The organism is Enterobacter wuhouensis (genome assembly GCF_035835995.1).
Lineage (GTDB): Bacteria > Pseudomonadota > Gammaproteobacteria > Enterobacterales > Enterobacteriaceae > Enterobacter > Enterobacter wuhouensis.
Genome location: NZ_CP142124.1, coordinates 4,750,782 through 4,768,687 on the forward strand (window position 1 = coordinate 4,750,782; position 17,906 = coordinate 4,768,687).

Below are 17,906 nucleotides of genomic sequence, written 5' to 3' on the forward strand. Positions count from 1 at the left end.
TTTATCTCCTTTTCGCCGTGGAAAAGTAACTGTAGCGGGAAAGATAAGGTTTGGCTATGGAGAGGGACACAACGCAGAAAAAGAAAAACCCCGCCATAAGGGCGGGGTTTTAGAGACTAAAAGAGGAGTGAATTAGTCTTCTTTCGGACCACGCATCGCGCGTTTACGGTCGTTCTCGGTCAGGTGACGTTTACGGATACGAATTGACTGTGGAGTCACTTCGACCAGTTCGTCATCATCGATGAACTCCAGAGCCTGCTCCAGGGTCATCTTAACCGGTGGAACCAGAACCGTTGCTTCGTCAGTACCGGACGCACGCATGTTGGTCAGTTTCTTACCGGTCAGGCAGTTTACGGTCAGGTCGTTAGAACGGCTGTGAATACCGATGATCTGGCCTTCGTAAACTTCTGCACCGTGGCCCAGGAACAGCTTACCGCGGTCCTGCAGGCTGAACAGTGCGAACGCAACCGCTTTACCCTGACCGTTGGAGATCAGCACGCCGTTGTTACGCTGGCCCACTTCGCCTGGACGCACGTCGTCGTAGTGGCTGAAGGTGGAGTACAGCAGACCTGTACCGGACGTCATGGTCATGAATTCTGAACGGAAGCCGATCAGACCACGGCTTGGGATCACGTAGTCGAGACGTACGCGGCCTTTGCCGTCTGGATTCATGTTTTTCAGGTCGCCTTTACGCTCGCCCAGAGCCTGCATCACAGAACCCTGGTGCTGCTCTTCAACGTCCAGCGTGACGTTTTCGAACGGCTCTTGTTTACGGCCGTCGATTTCGCGGAAGATAACTTTCGGACGGGAAACCGCCATCTCGAAACCTTCACGACGCATGTTTTCGATCAGAACTGACAGGTGCAGCTCACCACGACCGGACACGCGGAATGCATCAGCGTCTGGTGTTTCTTCAACGCGCAACGCAACGTTGTGCACCAGCTCTTTGTTCAGGCGGTCAAGGATCTGACGAGAAGTAACGAACTTACCTTCTTTACCACAGAACGGAGAGGTGTTGACGTTGAAGAACATGGATACGGTTGGTTCATCAACGGACAGGGCCGGCAGCGCTTCGACGTTCTGCGGATCGCAGATGGTGTCGGAGATGTTCAGCTCACCCAGACCGGTGATGGCGATGATGTCGCCTGCTTCAGCGATGTCGCTATCGATACGCTCAAGACCCAGGTGAGTCAGGACTTTACCGACTTTACCGTTACGGGTTTTGCCTTCGCTATCGATGATAGTAACCTGCTGGTTAGGCTTAACTTTACCGCGCTTGATACGACCAATGCCGATGACGCCAACGTAGTTGTTGTAGTCGAGCTGAGAGATCTGCATCTGCAGGGTGCCGTCGAGATCAACGTTTGGTGCAGGAACACGGTCAACAATCGCCTGGTACAGCGGGGTCATGTCTTCGGCCATGTCTTCGTGGTCCAGACCTGCAATACCGTTCAGCGCAGAAGCGTAAACGATAGGGAAGTCCAGCTGCTCGTCGGTCGCGTCGAGGTTAACGAACAGGTCGAAGACCTGGTCAACAACCCAGTCAGGACGCGCGCCAGGGCGGTCAACTTTGTTGATAACAACGATTGGCTTCAGACCATGGGCAAAAGCTTTTTTGGTCACGAAGCGCGTCTGTGGCATTGGGCCATCCATTGCGTCAACGACCAGCAGAACGGAGTCTACCATGGACATTACACGTTCAACTTCACCACCGAAGTCGGCGTGCCCTGGGGTATCAACGATGTTGATACGGTAGTCATTCCATTTAATCGCGGTGTTTTTCGCGAGGATAGTAATCCCACGCTCTTTCTCCAAATCGTTGGAGTCCATCACGCGTTCTTGGGTTTCGGCACGCGCATCAAACGTACCGGATTGCTGCAGCAGCTTGTCAACCAGGGTAGTTTTACCATGGTCTACGTGCGCGATGATGGCGATGTTACGCAAATTTTCGATCACAACTTTGCCTCAGGCATTTAGAAATAGCGCGTTATTGTACACGGATTAATCGCACTACAAAACAGGATCACAAACATCCCCCGCAAACAAGTATTGCAGAGATGCTTTGTGATCGCTTTCACGGAGCGGTAAAAGGGCACTTTAACGTAAATTGCACCAATATGGTGCTCAATGTTCACATTGAAGCACTATACTGGTGCAACAAATCCATCGTGGTGCAGCCCTTTTGCACTATGGTGCGCATGATAACGCCTTTTGGGGGTGTTTTAAAAGTTGGCACAGATTTCGCTTTATAAAAAATACATGGCAACAGCCAGTACAAACAGAAATTGAAGACCTCGTTACCACGACGACAATGACCAATCTGGAGAGTTAAGTATGTCCGCTGAACACGTTTTGACGATGCTGAACGAACATGAAGTGAAGTTTGTTGATCTGCGCTTCACCGATACCAAAGGTAAAGAACAGCACGTCACAATCCCTGCTCATCAGGTGAACGCCGAATTCTTTGAAGAAGGCAAAATGTTTGACGGCTCCTCCATTGGCGGCTGGAAAGGCATTAACGAATCCGACATGGTTCTGATGCCGGACGCGACCACCGCGCTCATTGACCCGTTCTTCGAAGAACCGACTCTGATCATCCGTTGCGATATCCTCGAGCCAGGCACGCTGCAGGGTTACGACCGCGATCCACGCTCCATCGCGAAACGCGCTGAAGAGTACCTGCGTTCTACCGGCATCGCGGACACCGTTCTGTTCGGGCCAGAGCCAGAGTTCTTCCTGTTTGACGACATCCGTTTCGGCGCTTCAATTTCTGGTTCCCACGTGGCTATCGATGATATCGAAGGCGCATGGAACTCTTCCACCAAATACGAAGGTGGTAACAAAGGTCACCGTCCTGGCGTGAAAGGCGGTTACTTCCCGGTTCCTCCGGTCGATTCTTCACAGGACATTCGTTCTACCATGTGTCTGATCATGGAAGAGATGGGCCTGGTTGTTGAAGCGCACCACCACGAAGTGGCCACCGCTGGCCAGAACGAAATCGCTACCCGCTTCAACACCATGACCAAAAAAGCGGATGAGATTCAGATCTACAAATACGTTGTGCACAACGTTGCGCACCGTTTCGGTAAAACCGCGACCTTCATGCCAAAACCAATGTTTGGCGACAACGGTTCCGGTATGCACTGCCACATGTCCCTGTCCAAGAACGGCACTAACCTGTTCTCTGGCGACAAATATGCCGGTCTGTCCGAGCAGGCGCTGCACTACATCGGTGGTGTTATCAAACACGCTAAAGCGATCAACGCCCTGGCGAACCCAACCACTAACTCCTACAAGCGTCTGGTCCCAGGCTACGAAGCGCCGGTCATGCTGGCTTACTCTGCCCGTAACCGTTCTGCTTCTATCCGTATCCCGGTTGTTGCGTCGCCAAAAGCGCGCCGTATCGAAGTGCGCTTCCCGGACCCAGCGGCTAACCCATACCTGTGCTTCGCAGCGCTGCTGATGGCCGGTCTGGACGGTATTAAGAACAAGATCCACCCAGGCGAAGCCATGGACAAAAACCTGTACGACCTGCCGCCAGAAGAAGCGAAAGAGATCCCACAGGTTGCCGGCTCTCTGGAAGAAGCCCTGCAGGCGCTGGACGCAGACCGTGAGTTCCTGACGGCTGGCGGCGTGTTCACCGATGAAGCTATCGACGCTTACATCGCGCTGCGTACCGAAGAAAACGACCGCGTTCGCATGACCCCGCACCCGGTTGAGTTCGAACTGTACTACAGCGTTTAAGTTTTAACGGGTTTCACGCGACCTTTTCGCGTGACCCGCAAGCTGTTTTTAGTTGTTGCCGTGGAAACTTTCAGCCCATCTTCGGATGGGCTTTTTTCTCCACCAACAACCTGATCTCACGCGCTTTTTACGACGAAAAAGCTATACTGCACTAAATTAGTGCAACCAACTCCAGGAGACTGCTGAATGGCAACTGGCACGCTGCCCGATGCTGGGCAGATCCTCAATTCCTTGATTAACAGTATTTTGCTGGTCGACGACGAGCTGGCGGTGCATTACGCCAACCCGGCGGCGCAGCAACTGCTCGCCCAGAGCGCGCGCAAACTGTTTGGCACCCCGCTTCCTGAGCTGTTGAGCTATTTTTCGCTGAATATTGGCTTGATGCAGGAGAGTCTGCAGGCCGGTCAGGGGTTCACGGATAACGAAGTGACGCTGGTGATCGACGGGCGATCGCACATTCTGTCCCTGACGGCGCAGCGGCTACCTGAAGGGTTGATCCTGCTCGAAATGGCGCCGATGGATAACCAGCGCCGCCTCAGCCAGGAGCAGCTCCAGCACGCCCAGCAAATCGCGGCTCGCGACCTGGTGCGCGGCCTGGCGCATGAAATCAAAAACCCGCTGGGCGGGCTTCGCGGCGCGGCGCAGCTGTTGACCAAAGCGCTGCCAGACCCCGCGCTCGCGGAGTATACCAACGTCATCATTGAACAGGCCGACCGCCTGCGTAACCTGGTCGACCGCCTGTTAGGGCCGCAGCAGCCGGGAATGCATATCTCTGAAAGCATTCATAAAGTGGCCGAGCGCGTGGTGAAGCTTGTCTCTATGGAACTCCCGGACAACGTCACGCTGGTACGTGATTACGACCCAAGCCTGCCGGAACTGGCGCACGACCCGGATCAGATCGAACAGGTTCTGCTGAATATTGTGCGCAACGCGCTGCAGGCGCTGGGGCCGGAGGGGGGCGAAATAATCCTGCGCACCCGCACCGCATTCCAGCTTACGCTGCACGGCGTTCGCTACCGTCTGGCGGCACGTATCGACATCGAAGATAACGGACCGGGTATTCCGCCGCATCTGCAGGACACGCTGTTTTACCCGATGGTCAGCGGCCGCGAAGGCGGGACCGGGCTGGGGTTATCCATTGCCCGCAGCCTGATTGACCAACACTCTGGCAAAATTGAATTTACCAGTTGGCCGGGGCATACCGAGTTTTCGGTTTTCCTGCCGATTAAAAAATAAAGGTGACGTTTATGCAACGAGGGATAGTCTGGGTAGTCGATGACGATAGCTCCATCCGTTGGGTGCTTGAACGCGCGCTCACCGGAGCGGGATTGACCTGCACGACGTTTGAGAGCGGCAGCGAGGTGCTTGATGCACTGACGACCAAAACGCCGGACGTTCTGCTGTCCGATATTCGCATGCCGGGAATGGACGGGCTGGCGCTGTTAAAGCAGATCAAACAACGCCATCCTATGCTTCCGGTCATCATAATGACGGCGCACTCCGATCTGGATGCCGCCGTGAGCGCTTACCAGCAAGGGGCGTTTGATTACCTGCCAAAGCCGTTTGATATCGACGAGGCGGTTGCGCTGGTCGAACGCGCCATCAGCCACTACCAGGAACAACAACAGCCTCGTAATGCGCCCGATTTTGGCCCCACGACGGACATCATTGGCGAAGCGCCTGCGATGCAGGATGTGTTTCGCATTATCGGACGTCTTTCACGTTCGTCCATCAGCGTATTGATTAACGGCGAATCGGGAACCGGTAAAGAGCTTGTTGCCCACGCGCTGCATCGCCATAGCCCGCGGGCAAAAGCGCCTTTTATCGCGCTGAACATGGCGGCGATCCCGAAGGATTTGATTGAGTCCGAGCTGTTCGGCCATGAAAAAGGGGCGTTTACCGGCGCGAATACCATTCGTCAGGGGCGCTTTGAGCAGGCCGATGGCGGCACGCTTTTCCTGGATGAAATCGGCGATATGCCGCTGGACGTTCAGACCCGCCTGCTGCGCGTGCTGGCCGACGGGCAGTTTTACCGCGTGGGCGGCTATGCGCCGGTGAAGGTCGACGTGCGCATTATCGCGGCAACGCACCAGAACCTGGAGCTGCGCGTGCAGGAGGGTAAATTCCGCGAGGATTTATTCCACCGCCTGAACGTGATCCGCGTTCACCTGCCGCCGCTGCGCGAGCGTCGGGAAGACATTCCGCGCCTGGCGCGTCACTTCCTGCAGGTGGCTGCCCGCGAGCTGGGCGTTGAAGCGAAGCTGCTGCATCCGGAAACCGACGCCGCCCTCACCCGCCTGGCCTGGCCGGGCAACGTGCGCCAGCTGGAGAACACCTGTCGCTGGCTGACCGTGATGGCCGCCGGGCAGGAAGTGCTGATTCAGGATTTACCGGCGGAGCTTTTTGAAGCCACCGTCCCGGAAAGCAGCACCGGACACGCGCTGCCGGACAGCTGGGCGACGCTGCTGGCGCAGTGGGCCGATCGCGCGCTGCGTTCCGGTCATCAAAACCTGCTGTCTGAGGCTCAGCCTGAGATGGAGCGCACGCTGCTGACCACCGCGCTTCGTCATACGCAGGGCCATAAACAGGAGGCCGCTCGCCTGCTGGGATGGGGCCGAAATACCCTGACGCGCAAGCTGAAAGAGCTGGGAATGGAGTGATCTTTACCGCTGTGTAAAGATGATTATTTGAGCGTAAATTGCCGTTATTTTGCGCTTTACTGTTCCGATGAGTTTTGTATGATCGTGCCCGGAAATTTGGGGGGATCATCATGCTGGAATCATTAGTCAATTTGCTCTCTAGCGGAGCAGCTGAAAGCCATACGCCACAAACAGCCGTTGCCGCAGTGCTGTGTGCGGCGCTGGTGGGGCTGTTTAGCTAGCTAGAAGGTGAAGAAAAGCCGGGTGGCGCTTCGCTTACCCGGCCTACATTTCGCACTTTTGTAGGCTGGGTAAGGCGAAGCCGCCACCCAGCATTGCAGCTTAAATCACCCGCGAGAACTGCTGCATACGGGCTTTCTGACGCAGGTACGCGTCAAAGCACATGCAGATATTACGAATCAACAGGCGCCCTTTCGGCGTAACCTCAATCGCACTCTCCGACACATCCACCAGCCCATCTTTCGCCAGCGGTGCAATGAGCTTCAGGTCTTCGGCGAAATAATCACTGAACGTCAGATTCCACTGCGCTTCCACGTCGCGGAAGTCGAGACGGAAGTTGCAGATCAGCGCCTTTATGACGTCGCGTCTGATGCAGTCATCACGGGTTAATGCGATACCGCGCCACAGGGCGTTGCCGGTTTCATCGACCTGCTGATAGTAAAGCTTCAGCTCTTTCTGGTTCTGCGCGTAGCAGTCGCCGATCATGCTGATGGCGGAGACGCCCATTCCCAGCAGATCGGTATCGCCCTGCGTGGTGTAGCCCTGGAAATTGCGGTGCAGAATGCCTTCACGCTGGGCAATCGCCAGCTCGTCGTCCGGACGGGCAAAGTGGTCCATCCCGATAAACTGATAGCCGGCGTCGGTCAGCGAGGTGATGGTTTCTTGCAGGATATCCAGCTTTTGCTGGGCTGACGGCAGGTCGGCATCTTTGATTTTGCGCTGAGCGGCAAACAGCGTCGGCAGATGCGCGTAGTTAAAGACGCTCAGGCGGTCCGGGTTGAGCTCGGCCACGCGTTTTAGCGTGAAGGCAAAGCTCTCCGGCGTCTGCTTCGGCAGGCCGTAAATCAGGTCGATATTGGTTGAGGTAAAGCCGATGTCACGCGCGTGGTTGAGTAAGGCAAAGATAAATTCTTCGTCCTGCTCGCGGTTCACCAGGCGCTGCACCTCTTTGTTGAAGTCCTGCACGCCCATGCTCAGGCGGTTGAACCCCTCTGCGCGTAAGTGATCCAGTACATCCAGCTCGATTTCACGCGGATCCACTTCAATCGAGATTTCGGCATCTTCATCAAAATTGAAGTTGCTGCGCAGTAGCGTCATCAGGCGGGTGATTTGCGTTTTATTCAGATAGGTTGGCGTCCCGCCGCCCCAGTGAAGCTGGCTGACGTGACGACCGGCAAACAGCGGTGCGCGATGCAGAATTTCCTGCTCGAGCGCATCAAGGTACTGATCGGCTTTATGCTGCTGGCGGGTAACAATTTTATTGCAGCCGCAGAAGTAGCAAAGCTTGTGGCAGAACGGAATATGGACGTAGAGCGACAGCGGACGCTCGGGATAGCGCGCGACAGCCTGCTGAAATTCCGCCTCGCCGAAAGCATCGGAGAACTCCAGCGCGGTGGGGTAAGAGGTATAACGCGGCCCGGAATAGTTATATTTCTGGATTAGGGCCAAATCCCAGTCGATAGTTGGTGCTGACATGCTCACTCCTTCCGTTGGTGTCGCGTTCGCATACGGCGGCCCGTTCTGGCCCCGTTGGGGGCCATCATTCGGGTGCGCAGCCACTTCTGTCGCCGCGACAACCGCCGTAGTTTAACGAATAACCACGCCAGATAACATATAACCGGAAGGGTTATAAGCAGGACTATCGTACCTGCCGGGTGCAAATGTTAGTTTCCACCCTTCAGAAGACGCATCATATCTTCCTGCTTTTCTTCTTCTTCTTCGTCTTCTTCATCATCGTAAGACAGGCCCAGCTTCTGCATCAGCTCATCGATGCGGTCCAGTTTTGCATCCACCCATGACTGCTCTTCAGCGGTCAGGGTTTCACCCTCTTCAAGACGTTCCAGCAGCGCGTCCAGGCGCTCATCGTTCTCCAGCAAATCCAGCTCAGCCTGCGGTGAAAGCATAGGTTTCTCGCTCTTTGGTTTGTGCTGCTTAGTGACCGGGGTGTCTGTCACGCCCAGTGGAATGGGAGTTTTACTGCCGATACGGGGATCTTTCTGCGCCTTACCATTTGCAGAAGCGCCTGCTGCACCGCTGCCGCTTGCACGGCTACCCGCCGCATGGCCACGATGCTTTTTATCGCGTTTGCGATCGCGCGCTTCCTGGTTCAGTTCTTCGCGCGTTTTGCGGCGTGCTTTTGCTGGGCGTTTCGCGCCCGCTGCGGTGGTCGGTTTTTTCATGATGTTTTATCTTTAAGCCGTTTTATTCAGTATAGAATTGCGGCGAAATCTAGCAGAAAGCAAGCAAAGAAAAAAGGCGACAGAGCAATCTGTCGCCTTTTTTCCTGACTCACAACCCTTAGCGGGCCAGACATTCCATGTTTGCCAACAACAAACCCTGTTTATCCCTTGGCTAATACCGTCCGTGATACGGTTCCTTTTCCTGTTAAAACGCCTCCAGGCGCTCGTCGTCCTGACAATCCTGAGTCTTCGCCTCCTGGCGTTCCTGACCCTTGTCCTTAAGTCGTTATCCTGTTGGCATCCTCGCCTTGACGCACACTTTACCTTGTTCCGTTAAACTAACAAGCAACGAAGGAGTACAAAAACGGATTTTCAGATAATTACCCAATATTAACTCTCTGATATTTAATGTTTTGCATTTTTAAACACCTGCGATTTCTCTTAAATCTCCCATAGTTTTAATGGCAGATCTCCTACAAACAACAGGGTTTTCACCTACACGCAAATTGCAATGAGCAAAGTCTTTTGTCCGCATTCGGGTATAATCCCCCACAGATTACGATTTTTGGAGACGACCACGTGACTACCTGGAACTACCAACAGACGCATTTTGTCACCAGTGCGCCTGATATTCGCCACCTGCCTTCTGATACAGGTATTGAAGTGGCATTCGCTGGCCGCTCCAATGCGGGGAAATCTAGCGCGCTAAATACGCTGACCAATCAGAAGAGCCTGGCACGTACCTCAAAAACACCTGGCCGTACTCAGCTGATCAACCTGTTTGAAGTGGCTGACGGCAAGCGATTGGTCGACCTGCCGGGCTACGGCTATGCCCAGGTCCCGGAAGAGATGAAGATCAAATGGCAGCGTGCGCTGGGTGAATACCTGGAAAAACGCCAGTGCCTGAAAGGCCTGGTGGTGCTGATGGATATTCGCCATCCGCTGAAAGATCTCGATCAGCAGATGATCGACTGGGCCGTAGAGAGCGATATCGCCGTGCTGGTCTTGCTGACCAAAGCCGATAAGCTGGCAAGCGGCGCGCGTAAAGCGCAGGTGAATATGGTTCGCGAAGCCGTACTGGCGTTCAATGGTGACGTGCAGGTTGAGCCGTTCTCATCGCTGAAAAAACAGGGCGTGGATAAGCTGCGTCAGAAGCTAGACAGCTGGTTCAACGAGCTGGAACCCGCCACGGAAGCGGAAGCGGAAGAAGAGTAATAACGAGCGCGGCGATGTCCGCGCTTTTTTTTGCCTGACATTTTCTTTGCCGCAATAAAAAACGCCCCAGTCATTACTGACTGGGGCGGCTAAAATATTCAGCCAAATCCGATTACGTGAAGTAAAAGGTCTGAAAGATAGAACATCTTACCTCTGTACCCTACGTCGTTAACTCTACCCCTTTTTTATCTGTAGAAAAAGCACTTTTTGTAGTTTTTTTTCATTCTTTACATAGGGAATTCTAATGATCGTCACAAAACGCGCGCTGTTATGTTGCTAACTTACGTAAAACGCGCGTTATTCGATAAACCCTTAGTGAGCCTGATCCCAGTTTTCACCGCTACCCACTTCCACCAGCAACGGTACATCCAGCGTCATGCTGCTTTCCATCAGCTCGTGGATCTTCTGAGACACGTTTTCCAGATCGTCCTTGTGCACTTCGAACACCAGTTCATCGTGCACCTGCATGATCATTTTCACGCGCGGTTTCTCTTTTTCCAGCCAGGCATCTACGGCAATCATTGCGCGCTTGATGATGTCCGCTGCGGTGCCCTGCATTGGGGCGTTGATTGCGGCACGTTCTGCACCTGCGCGACGCGCCGCATTGCTGGATTTGATGTCCGGCAGATACAGACGACGACCGTCCAGGGTTTCAACGTAACCTTTTTCTTTCGCCTGGGCACGCGTGCGCTCCATGTACTCCAGCACGCCCGGATAACGCTCGAAGTAGAGATCCATATACTTTTGGGATTCTTTACGCGGAATATTGAGCTGGCGGGAAAGGCCAAAGGCGCTCATGCCGTAAATCAGACCAAAGTTGATCGCTTTCGCACTGCGGCGCTGTTCGTTAGTTACGCTGTCCAGCGGCAGGCCGAACACCTCAGCAGCCGTCGCCCGGTGGATATCCTTACCTTCGGCAAACGCGGTCAGTAAACCCTTATCACGCGACAGGTGCGCCATAATGCGCAGCTCAATTTGCGAGTAGTCCGCAGAGACAATCAGATAGTCATCTGGTGCGATGAACGCCTGACGGATGCGACGCCCCTCTTCGTTACGCACCGGGATGTTCTGCAGGTTAGGATCGGTCGACGAGAGTCGCCCGGTCGCCGCAACGGCCTGGTGATAAGAGGTATGCACGCGGCCCGTTTTCGGGTTGATCATCAGCGGCAGCTTATCGGTATAGGTCGATTTAAGCTTCGCCAGACCGCGATACTGAAGAATGACTTTTGGCAGCGGATAGTCCAGCGCCAGCTCTTCAAGCACCTCTTCAGAGGTAGACGGCGCGCCGCCAGGGGTTTTCTTCAGCGGCTTGATACCCTGCTTTTCAAACAGGATGGTCTGTAGCTGTTTAGGAGATGACAGGTTAAACGGCTCGCCCGCAAGCTCGTGGGCCTTTTGCTCAAGCTCGGTCAGACGCTGTGCAAGCTCTCCAGAGTGGTTATGCAGAACGGTTGGGTCAATCTTAACGCCGTTGCGTTCAATCCGCGAAAGCACCGGTACCAGCGGCATTTCAATATGCTGGAACACGTTCAGCGGACCTTCATGCTTCTGCAGTTTTGGCCACATCTTCAGGTGCAGCTGCAGCGTCACGTCGGCGTCTTCCGCCGCGTAGCGCCCCGCCTCTTCAAGAGCAATCTGGTTAAAGGTGAGCTGATTTTTGCCTTTACCGGCAATCTCTTCAAAGGTGATGGTTTTGTGCTTGAGCCAGCGGTCAGATAAGGAATCCATATCATGACGGCCCGCGACGCTGTCCAGAATGTAGGATTCAAGCATGGTGTCGAAGGCAATCCCGCGCAGTTCAATGCCGTAGTTTTGCAGAATGCCGCGGTCATATTTCAGGTTTTGCCCGACCTTCAGTACCTTGTCATCTTCAAGAATTGGCTTCATCAGTTCAAGCACGCGCTCGCGGGAGATCTGATCCGGCGCATCCAGGTAATCGTGCGCAACAGGCACGTAGGCCGCAACGCCTGGCTCTGTCGCAAACGACAGGCCCACCATGTTGGCTGAGATGTTATCGAGGCTGTCGGTTTCCGTATCGAAGGCAAACACCGGCGCTTTTTTCAGTTTTTCAATCCAGGCAACCAGCTGCGACTCTTCTAGGATGGTCTCGTAGTTATCGAAGGAGAGGGTTACGGCTTCTTCTTCTTCCGCCAGCTCTTCAGCATCAACGACAATGGTCTCTTTTGGCTTCGAAGCAGGCTTGGCGCCTTTTGCCTGTAGCCACTTACCGCCTTCTACATCAACGATCCAGCGCTTGAATTCATATTGCTTAAACAGGCTCAGCAGATCGTCAGCGGAAGGTTGCTGCACTTGGAGCTGTTCACAGCCCAGTTCAAGCTCAACGTCCGTTTTGATGGTAGCGAGCTTATAGGAGAGATAAGCCACCTCTTTGTTGTCTTCCAGTTTCGCGGCCATAGTTTTTGCGCCACGGAATGTCAGGCCGGCGATTTTGTCGGATTGCGAATACAGCGTATCCAGACCGCCCAAACCCTGCAGCAGCGCCTGCGCGGTTTTTTCACCCACGCCCGGCACGCCTGGAATGTTGTCCGAGGAGTCACCCATCAGGGCCAGAAAATCGATAATCAGCTCTGGCGGCACGCCATATTTCGCGACGACCTCTTCCGGCCCCAGAATGGTGTTGGTCATGGTGTTAATTAGGGTGATCCCAGGCGTCACCAGCTGAGCCATATCTTTATCGCCGGTGCTGATCAGTACCGGGCGGCCCATTTTTTCAGCTTCACGCGCCAGCGTGCCGATCACGTCATCGGCCTCAACGCCAGAGACGGCCAGCAGAGGCAGACCCATCGCTTTCACCATGGTATGCAGCGGCTCAATCTGCGCGCGCAGATCGTCCGGCATTGGCGGGCGGTGAGATTTGTAATGCTCAAACAGTTCGTCGCGGAAGGTTTTGCCCTTCGCATCAAAGACGACCGCCGCATGGGTTGGCTGATACTGGAGGATCAGGCTGCGCAGCATATTCAGCACGCCGTACATTGCGCCGGTCGGTTCTCCTGCGCTATTGGTCAGAGGAGGAAACGCATGATACGCCCGATACAGGTAAGAAGAGCCATCGACGAGAATAAGAGGGTTTTCTGGGATCTGAACCATAATGTCCGTGCCTTTAATCAATTTATGGGTAAAGGATGCCACAGAAGGATGAAAACATCAGTTATTAGGGCCGGAAACAGGAAAAGATTTTGCGATCGTGAGGATCGCTCGCAAAAACCGTTCTGTGGATAACTTTGTGCATACTTTCAATTCATATGAATAACAAACGCTAAAACGTTCTACATAAAATTAATTAACGCTTAATTATCAGTTAATTAATGATGGTATTTTTGTCTATATGGCTTACTGATGGCAATTTAGTCTATGTGGATATAAGCCTCATCAACCTGGCCTCAATAGATAAATCTGCTGTACAGAGGTCAAAGCCTTCCGCCTACAGCCTTAAAGCACCATTTTTTTGTCTGTTTTCTGATAAAATCAGCGCCCTGCACCGGATGACCGGCTGCACCTCTTTATCTAACCACTTGAAAAAGCTCATCATGTCGAGATTGCTCGCTGCAATAACATTAGTGCTCAGCATTATTTTAACTATTCTGGTGACTATCGCCTGTTCTGTGCCAATCATCCTCGCCGGAATAATTAAACTCTTGCTGCCTGTACCCCGGGTCTGGCGAGCCGTGTCTGCATTTTGCAATTTTATGATGTACTGCTGGTGCGAAGGCCTGGCGATCCTGCTGTATCTGAATCCGCATTTAAAGTGGGATGTCCAGGGACTGGAAAGGCTCGATAAAAAGAACTGGTATCTGCTGATCTGCAATCACCACAGCTGGGCTGATATCGTGGTGTTATGCGTGCTGTTCCGCAAGCACATTCCGATGAATAAATACTTCCTTAAGCAGCAGCTGGCATGGGTTCCTTTTATCGGCCTTGCCTGCTGGGCGCTGGATATGCCGTTTATGAAACGCTATTCACGCAGCTATTTACTTCGTCATCCCGAACATCGCGGTAAAGATGTGGAGACCACTCGCCGCTCCTGCGAGAAATTTCGCGCGCATCCGACGACTATTGTTAACTTTGTAGAAGGCTCCCGCTTTACGGAAGATAAGCGCCAACAGACGCGTTCGCCCTATAAGAACTTACTGCCACCTAAGGCGGCAGGCATAGCAATGGCGCTTAATGTTCTGGGCGAGCAGTTCGATAAATTACTGAACGTTACGCTCTGCTATCCGGAAAACGACAAGACACCATTCTACGATATGCTCAGCGGCAAGCTGACGCGGATTGTGGTTCGTATTGATCTGGTTCCTGTTGAGGCGGAGCGACATGGCGATTACGTTAACGATAAGAATTTCAAACGTCGTTTCCAGCTTTGGCTTAATACACTCTGGAACGAGAAAGACGAGCAGATAGACAACATTAAAGCTTCATACAAAAACGCCGGTCAGTGACCGGCGCTTTTACATCAATAATCTTATTTCTTTTCAACCAGATATTTCACGGTGTCTGCATACTGCTGTACGAAGATATCCATGCTGCTGGTATCCATGCCCTGCATGTTCAGCTGATATTTCCCGTTAACAAACATCGCTGGCACACCCTGCAGCTGCAGGTCAGCTGCCGCTTTTTCCTGCTGGGCAACCAGAGATTTCACCACAAAGCTGTTCCAGGCTGCGTCGTACTCTTCACCTTTCACGCCCGCATCCACGAACACTTTACGGATATCAGCCGTAGTTTGAACGGTCTGGGTTTTCTGTACGGCTTCAAACATTGGGGCAGTGACTTTATCTTCCACACCCAGCGCCATAGCAACCGCCCACGCCTGAGTCAGGTCTTTACCCAATGGGCCCAGGAACTCAACGTGATACTTGGTCATTTTGGTGCCTTCTGGCAGCTTTTTCTTCACGCTATCCGAAACGTGCAGCACTTCCTCGAATTGATAGCAGTGCGGGCAGTAGAACGAGAAGAACTCCAGAACCTGTGGCTCACCGGCAACCGGCTTTTCCAGCGTGGTGAACTGTTTACCGTCGGTAAACTGTGCAGCAGAAGCGCTAAATGCCAGAATCATACCTGCCAGCGCCAGCCAAATTTTTTTCATGATCAACTCTCTCCTGGATGTGTCTAATTAATACATCGGCGTTATTTGCAAAGGGGGTTCTTGCAGAACCTTAACCTGCTCGGTAAATGTGGATATCTGGCTGCGCCAGTAATCCTCCCCGGTGAGCCACGGGAAATTTCGAGGGAATGCGGGATCGTCCCAACGCCTGATAAGCCACGCGAGATAATAAACAAAACGCATCGCACGTAAAGGTTCTATCAAGGCAATTTCGTCTGAATTAAAGGGGCTGAATTCTTCATACGCTTCAATGATGGTTTCAAGCTGCATACGTTGCTCGGCTTTGTCGCCGTTAAGCAGCATCCAGAGATCCTGAACAGCAGGCCCCATTCGCGCATCATCAAGATCGACAAACAGCGGGCCATCACGCCAGAGGATATTCCCCGCATGGCAATCACCGTGCAGGCGCAGAGTGGAAATATCATCGCGCCAGCAAGCCTTAACCGCATCAATAAGTTTATCGGTCGCGTTGAGGAAATTATCCTTTAATCCATTGGGGATTAGCGTCGAAGTTTCGAATACCTTACGGGGTTCGATAAGATATTCCTCAATACCGATAGTGGGCCGGGCGATAAATGGCTTTTTACGTCCCGTCTGATGAATGCGTCCCAGATAGCGGGCAACCCATTCCATCTGATCGATATTATCCGCCTCAAACTGACGGCCGCCCAGGCTTGGAAATACAGCGTAGTAAAACCCTTCGTGCGTTAGCAGCGTTTGGTTATTAAATTTCAGGGGTGCAGCAACGGGAACATCGTCATCCAGCATATCGTGGGTAAACTGATGCTCTTCCTGAATTTGTTCTGCAGACCAGCGCTTTGGACGATAGAACTTAACAACAAAGCGCTGACGGTCCTCGTCCTGGAATTGATAGACGCGGTTTTCGTAACTGTTTAAAGGGGTTAACCCAGATTCCACCCGAATACCCTGCTCGAAGAGGGCGTCCATAATGGTATCCGGGTGTAATGTCTGGAAAGTAAAAGCCTGGTCGTTCATCCGATCATCCGGAAATTATACGAATGATTCAGGATATCATCTTGTGGCGATTTCGGTGGCTCCGCTTACAAGCTTTTACTCTTTAATTACCCCGCGCGCGCGCAGCAATGCGGTTTTAAAATCTTCCTCATAATCTTTCTGAATACCAGGAATCACAGCATCTTTGGCAGAATCACGCATTTTGAGGTGATAGATCAGGATGTCGTCAGAAAGGTCCGTCAGTTCACCGTCAAAACCTGACTCTTTCGCCAGTTTCTGTAAAAATTGCATTAGGTTCAGCTCTGGCTCTTTTTGCCAGGCTGGCTGGAGGAGTTCAATGACTTCATTCAGACGTTTACATTTCATGGTGGTGCTCCTTTCATTTAGAGTGACACGTTAGCAGGGTCAAACCCACAATAAAAGAGGTGATATTCGTGAATCAGTGCCAGGAAATTATCGGCGTCGTGCTGGCCGGTGGCAAAGCGACGCGCATGGGAGGGGAAGATAAAGGGCTTCAGCTCCTTAACGGTAAGCCATTATGGCGGCACGTCGCTGATATGCTTGTCGATCAGGTGTCGGCACTGGCGCTGAGCGCTAACCGCCATGTCGATATCTACCAGCGCAGCGGGTTTCCCGTTTATCAGGATAACCTCGCGGATTATCCGGGGCCGCTGGCTGGCATGCTTTCGGTGATGCAGCAGTCACAGGGAGAGTGGTTTGTCTTTTGTTCGTGTGATACGCCGTATATTCCGGATTGCCTGGTAGAACGTCTGGTACAGCAGCGTGGTAATTCTCCCGTAGTCTGGGTGCATGACGGCGAACGAGACCATCCTACTATTGCATTGATTCATAGATCGTTAGTTCCTGACTTGCAGGATTATCTGGCTGCAGGGGAGCGAAGGGTGATGGTGTTTATGCGGCAGGCAGGCGGTCATCCGGTGGACTTCAGCGACCTGAAGCCTGCATTCGTGAACATGAATACGACAGAAGATTTGCAGGCAATGCAGGAGAAACGATGATACCCGTTTTAGCTATTTCTGCCTGGAGTGGTACAGGTAAAACTACGTTGCTGAAAAAACTGATACCAGCGCTTTGCGCCAGGGGCATTCGTCCCGGATTGATTAAGCATACGCACCATAATATGGATGTCGATAAGCCGGGAAAAGACAGCTATGAGCTGCGCAAAGCGGGCGCGGCACAGACGATGGTGGCAAGCCGTCAACGCTGGGCGTTGATGACTGAAACCCCGGTTGAGGCGCCGCTGGATCTCGCTTATCTGGTCAGCAGAATGGATCATTCCACGCTGGATCTGGTGCTGGTTGAGGGGTTTAAGCATGAGGCCGTTGCAAAGATCCTGCTGTTTCGAAGCGATGCAGGGCATGATGTTCAGGAGCTAACGCTGGATGAGCATGTGATTGCGGTGGCCAGTGATGTTGTATTGGGGCTTGAAGTTCCGGTGTTGGATTTGAATGATGTTGAAGGGATTGTGGAGTTTATTGTGAGGTGGAGTGCAGTCTGACTTGCCGGGTGGCGGCGTTGCCTTACCCGGCCTACCTTTTTTTGGTCTATAAACGCAAAAAGGCCATCCTTCCGGATGGCCTCTTCACTTGTTTGATGCCTGGCAGTTCCCTACTCTCACATGGGGAGACCCCACACTACCATCGGCGCTACGGCGTTTCACTTCTGAGTTCGGCATGGGGTCAGGTGGGACCACCGCGCTAAAGCCGCCAGGCAAATTCTGTTAAATCTGTATCAAAGCTGAAAATCGTGTCGTCTCTTCGCCAAAACACC

General features: G+C 53.0%; 16 protein-coding genes and 1 rRNA gene. 8 read left to right on the forward strand and 9 right to left on the reverse strand.

Going from position 1 to position 17,906, the window contains the following annotated elements; all coding sequences use genetic code 11:
• Positions 1-132: 132 nt before the first annotated feature.
• Positions 133-1,956, reverse strand: a complete 1,824-nt coding sequence (gene typA / locus VPX56_RS22660; protein WP_039032182.1) for a ribosome-dependent GTPase TypA — start codon at positions 1,954-1,956, stop codon at positions 133-135.
• A 378-nt stretch (positions 1,957-2,334) separates the two neighbouring features.
• On the opposite strand from typA, the gene glnA reads away from it, so the two are divergent.
• The 4 genes from glnA to VPX56_RS22680 all read left to right on the forward strand — a co-directional run bounded on the left by glnA (position 2,335) and on the right by VPX56_RS22680 (position 6,625).
• Complete coding sequence (gene glnA, locus VPX56_RS22665) at positions 2,335-3,744, forward strand: glutamate--ammonia ligase (RefSeq protein ID WP_023333896.1); 1,410 nt, start codon at positions 2,335-2,337, stop codon at positions 3,742-3,744.
• 186 nt (positions 3,745-3,930) lie between these two features.
• Positions 3,931-4,980 carry a nitrogen regulation protein NR(II) gene (gene glnL, locus VPX56_RS22670; protein ID WP_263611021.1) on the forward strand — a complete coding sequence of 350 codons (1,050 nt, stop codon included), beginning with the start codon at positions 3,931-3,933 and terminating at the stop codon, positions 4,978-4,980.
• A gap of 11 nt (positions 4,981-4,991) precedes the next feature.
• Complete coding sequence (gene glnG / locus VPX56_RS22675; RefSeq protein WP_131635582.1) at positions 4,992-6,404, forward strand: nitrogen regulation protein NR(I); 1,413 nt, start codon at positions 4,992-4,994, stop codon at positions 6,402-6,404.
• Between the two features lie 110 nt (positions 6,405-6,514).
• Complete coding sequence (locus VPX56_RS22680) at positions 6,515-6,625, forward strand: YshB family small membrane protein (RefSeq protein WP_125358805.1); 111 nt, start codon at positions 6,515-6,517, stop codon at positions 6,623-6,625.
• Between the two features lie 100 nt (positions 6,626-6,725).
• On the opposite strand, the gene hemN is transcribed toward VPX56_RS22680, so the two are convergent.
• Both hemN and yihI read right to left on the reverse strand, forming a co-directional pair.
• The gene (hemN, locus tag VPX56_RS22685; protein WP_326469063.1) at positions 6,726-8,099 is read right to left on the reverse strand and encodes an oxygen-independent coproporphyrinogen III oxidase; all 1,374 of its coding nucleotides are present in this window, start codon (positions 8,097-8,099) and stop codon (positions 6,726-6,728) included.
• A 188-nt stretch (positions 8,100-8,287) separates the two neighbouring features.
• Entirely contained in the window at positions 8,288-8,803 is a 516-nt protein-coding gene (gene yihI / locus VPX56_RS22690; RefSeq protein ID WP_263611024.1) for a Der GTPase-activating protein YihI, read from the reverse strand.
• Positions 8,804-9,382: 579 nt separating this feature from the next.
• Here yihI and yihA point away from each other — a divergent pair.
• Complete coding sequence (gene yihA, locus VPX56_RS22695; protein ID WP_326469065.1) at positions 9,383-10,018, forward strand: ribosome biogenesis GTP-binding protein YihA/YsxC; 636 nt, start codon at positions 9,383-9,385, stop codon at positions 10,016-10,018.
• 98 nt (positions 10,019-10,116) lie between these two features.
• Here yihA and VPX56_RS23090 read toward each other — a convergent pair whose 3' ends face one another.
• Both VPX56_RS23090 and polA read right to left on the reverse strand, forming a co-directional pair.
• On the reverse strand, positions 10,117-10,164 hold the full coding sequence (locus VPX56_RS23090; protein ID WP_071892919.1) for a small protein SpfP: 48 nt from the start codon (positions 10,162-10,164) through the stop codon (positions 10,117-10,119).
• Between the two features lie 166 nt (positions 10,165-10,330).
• Positions 10,331-13,126: a DNA polymerase I gene (gene polA / locus VPX56_RS22700; protein WP_326469067.1), complete on the reverse strand. Its 2,796-nt coding sequence runs from the start codon at positions 13,124-13,126 to the stop codon at positions 10,331-10,333.
• Between the two features lie 440 nt (positions 13,127-13,566).
• On the opposite strand from polA, the gene VPX56_RS22705 reads away from it, so the two are divergent.
• Complete coding sequence (locus VPX56_RS22705) at positions 13,567-14,475, forward strand: acyltransferase (RefSeq protein WP_326472176.1); 909 nt, start codon at positions 13,567-13,569, stop codon at positions 14,473-14,475.
• A 23-nt stretch (positions 14,476-14,498) separates the two neighbouring features.
• Here VPX56_RS22705 and dsbA read toward each other — a convergent pair whose 3' ends face one another.
• From dsbA to VPX56_RS22720, 3 genes are all read right to left on the reverse strand, one after another.
• On the reverse strand, positions 14,499-15,122 hold the full coding sequence (dsbA, locus tag VPX56_RS22710; RefSeq protein ID WP_131635576.1) for a thiol:disulfide interchange protein DsbA: 624 nt from the start codon (positions 15,120-15,122) through the stop codon (positions 14,499-14,501).
• A gap of 27 nt (positions 15,123-15,149) precedes the next feature.
• On the reverse strand, positions 15,150-16,136 hold the full coding sequence (locus VPX56_RS22715; RefSeq protein WP_131635575.1) for a serine/threonine protein kinase: 987 nt from the start codon (positions 16,134-16,136) through the stop codon (positions 15,150-15,152).
• 75 nt (positions 16,137-16,211) lie between these two features.
• Complete coding sequence (locus VPX56_RS22720) at positions 16,212-16,481, reverse strand: YihD family protein (protein ID WP_010436801.1); 270 nt, start codon at positions 16,479-16,481, stop codon at positions 16,212-16,214.
• A gap of 68 nt (positions 16,482-16,549) precedes the next feature.
• Between VPX56_RS22720 and mobA the strand changes: the two genes are divergently transcribed.
• Positions 16,550-17,134 (forward strand): molybdenum cofactor guanylyltransferase MobA, encoded by a 585-nt coding sequence (mobA, locus tag VPX56_RS22725; protein WP_326469070.1) that lies wholly within the window; start codon positions 16,550-16,552, stop codon positions 17,132-17,134.
• Entirely contained in the window at positions 17,131-17,634 is a 504-nt protein-coding gene (mobB, locus tag VPX56_RS22730; protein WP_131635573.1) for a molybdopterin-guanine dinucleotide biosynthesis protein MobB, read from the forward strand. Before mobA ends, mobB begins: the two co-directional genes overlap by 4 nt.
• A 97-nt stretch (positions 17,635-17,731) precedes the next feature.
• On the opposite strand, the gene rrf is transcribed toward mobB, so the two are convergent.
• A 5S ribosomal RNA gene (gene rrf / locus VPX56_RS22735) occupies positions 17,732-17,847 on the reverse strand.
• Between the last annotated feature and the right edge of the window lie 59 nt (positions 17,848-17,906).

Bases quoted from the DNA above. Each gene is read 5' to 3' on its own strand.
- mobB (WP_131635573.1), top strand. From the start codon at position 17,131: ATGATACCCGTTTTAGCTATTTCTGCCTGGAGTGGTACAGGTAAAACT.
- VPX56_RS22715 (WP_131635575.1), bottom strand. From the start codon at position 16,136: ATGAACGACCAGGCTTTTACTTTCCAGACATTACACCCGGATACCATT.
- dsbA (WP_131635576.1), bottom strand. From the start codon at position 15,122: ATGAAAAAAATTTGGCTGGCGCTGGCAGGTATGATTCTGGCATTTAGC.
- hemN (WP_326469063.1), bottom strand. From the start codon at position 8,099: ATGTCAGCACCAACTATCGACTGGGATTTGGCCCTAATCCAGAAATAT.
- VPX56_RS22720 (WP_010436801.1), bottom strand. From the start codon at position 16,481: ATGAAATGTAAACGTCTGAATGAAGTCATTGAACTCCTCCAGCCAGCC.
- yihI (WP_263611024.1), bottom strand. From the start codon at position 8,803: ATGAAAAAACCGACCACCGCAGCGGGCGCGAAACGCCCAGCAAAAGCA.
- polA (WP_326469067.1), bottom strand. From the start codon at position 13,126: ATGGTTCAGATCCCAGAAAACCCTCTTATTCTCGTCGATGGCTCTTCT.
- glnG (WP_131635582.1), top strand. From the start codon at position 4,992: ATGCAACGAGGGATAGTCTGGGTAGTCGATGACGATAGCTCCATCCGT.
- VPX56_RS22705 (WP_326472176.1), top strand. From the start codon at position 13,567: ATGTCGAGATTGCTCGCTGCAATAACATTAGTGCTCAGCATTATTTTA.
- glnA (WP_023333896.1), top strand. From the start codon at position 2,335: ATGTCCGCTGAACACGTTTTGACGATGCTGAACGAACATGAAGTGAAG.
- VPX56_RS22680 (WP_125358805.1), top strand. From the start codon at position 6,515: ATGCTGGAATCATTAGTCAATTTGCTCTCTAGCGGAGCAGCTGAAAGC.
- glnL (WP_263611021.1), top strand. From the start codon at position 3,931: ATGGCAACTGGCACGCTGCCCGATGCTGGGCAGATCCTCAATTCCTTG.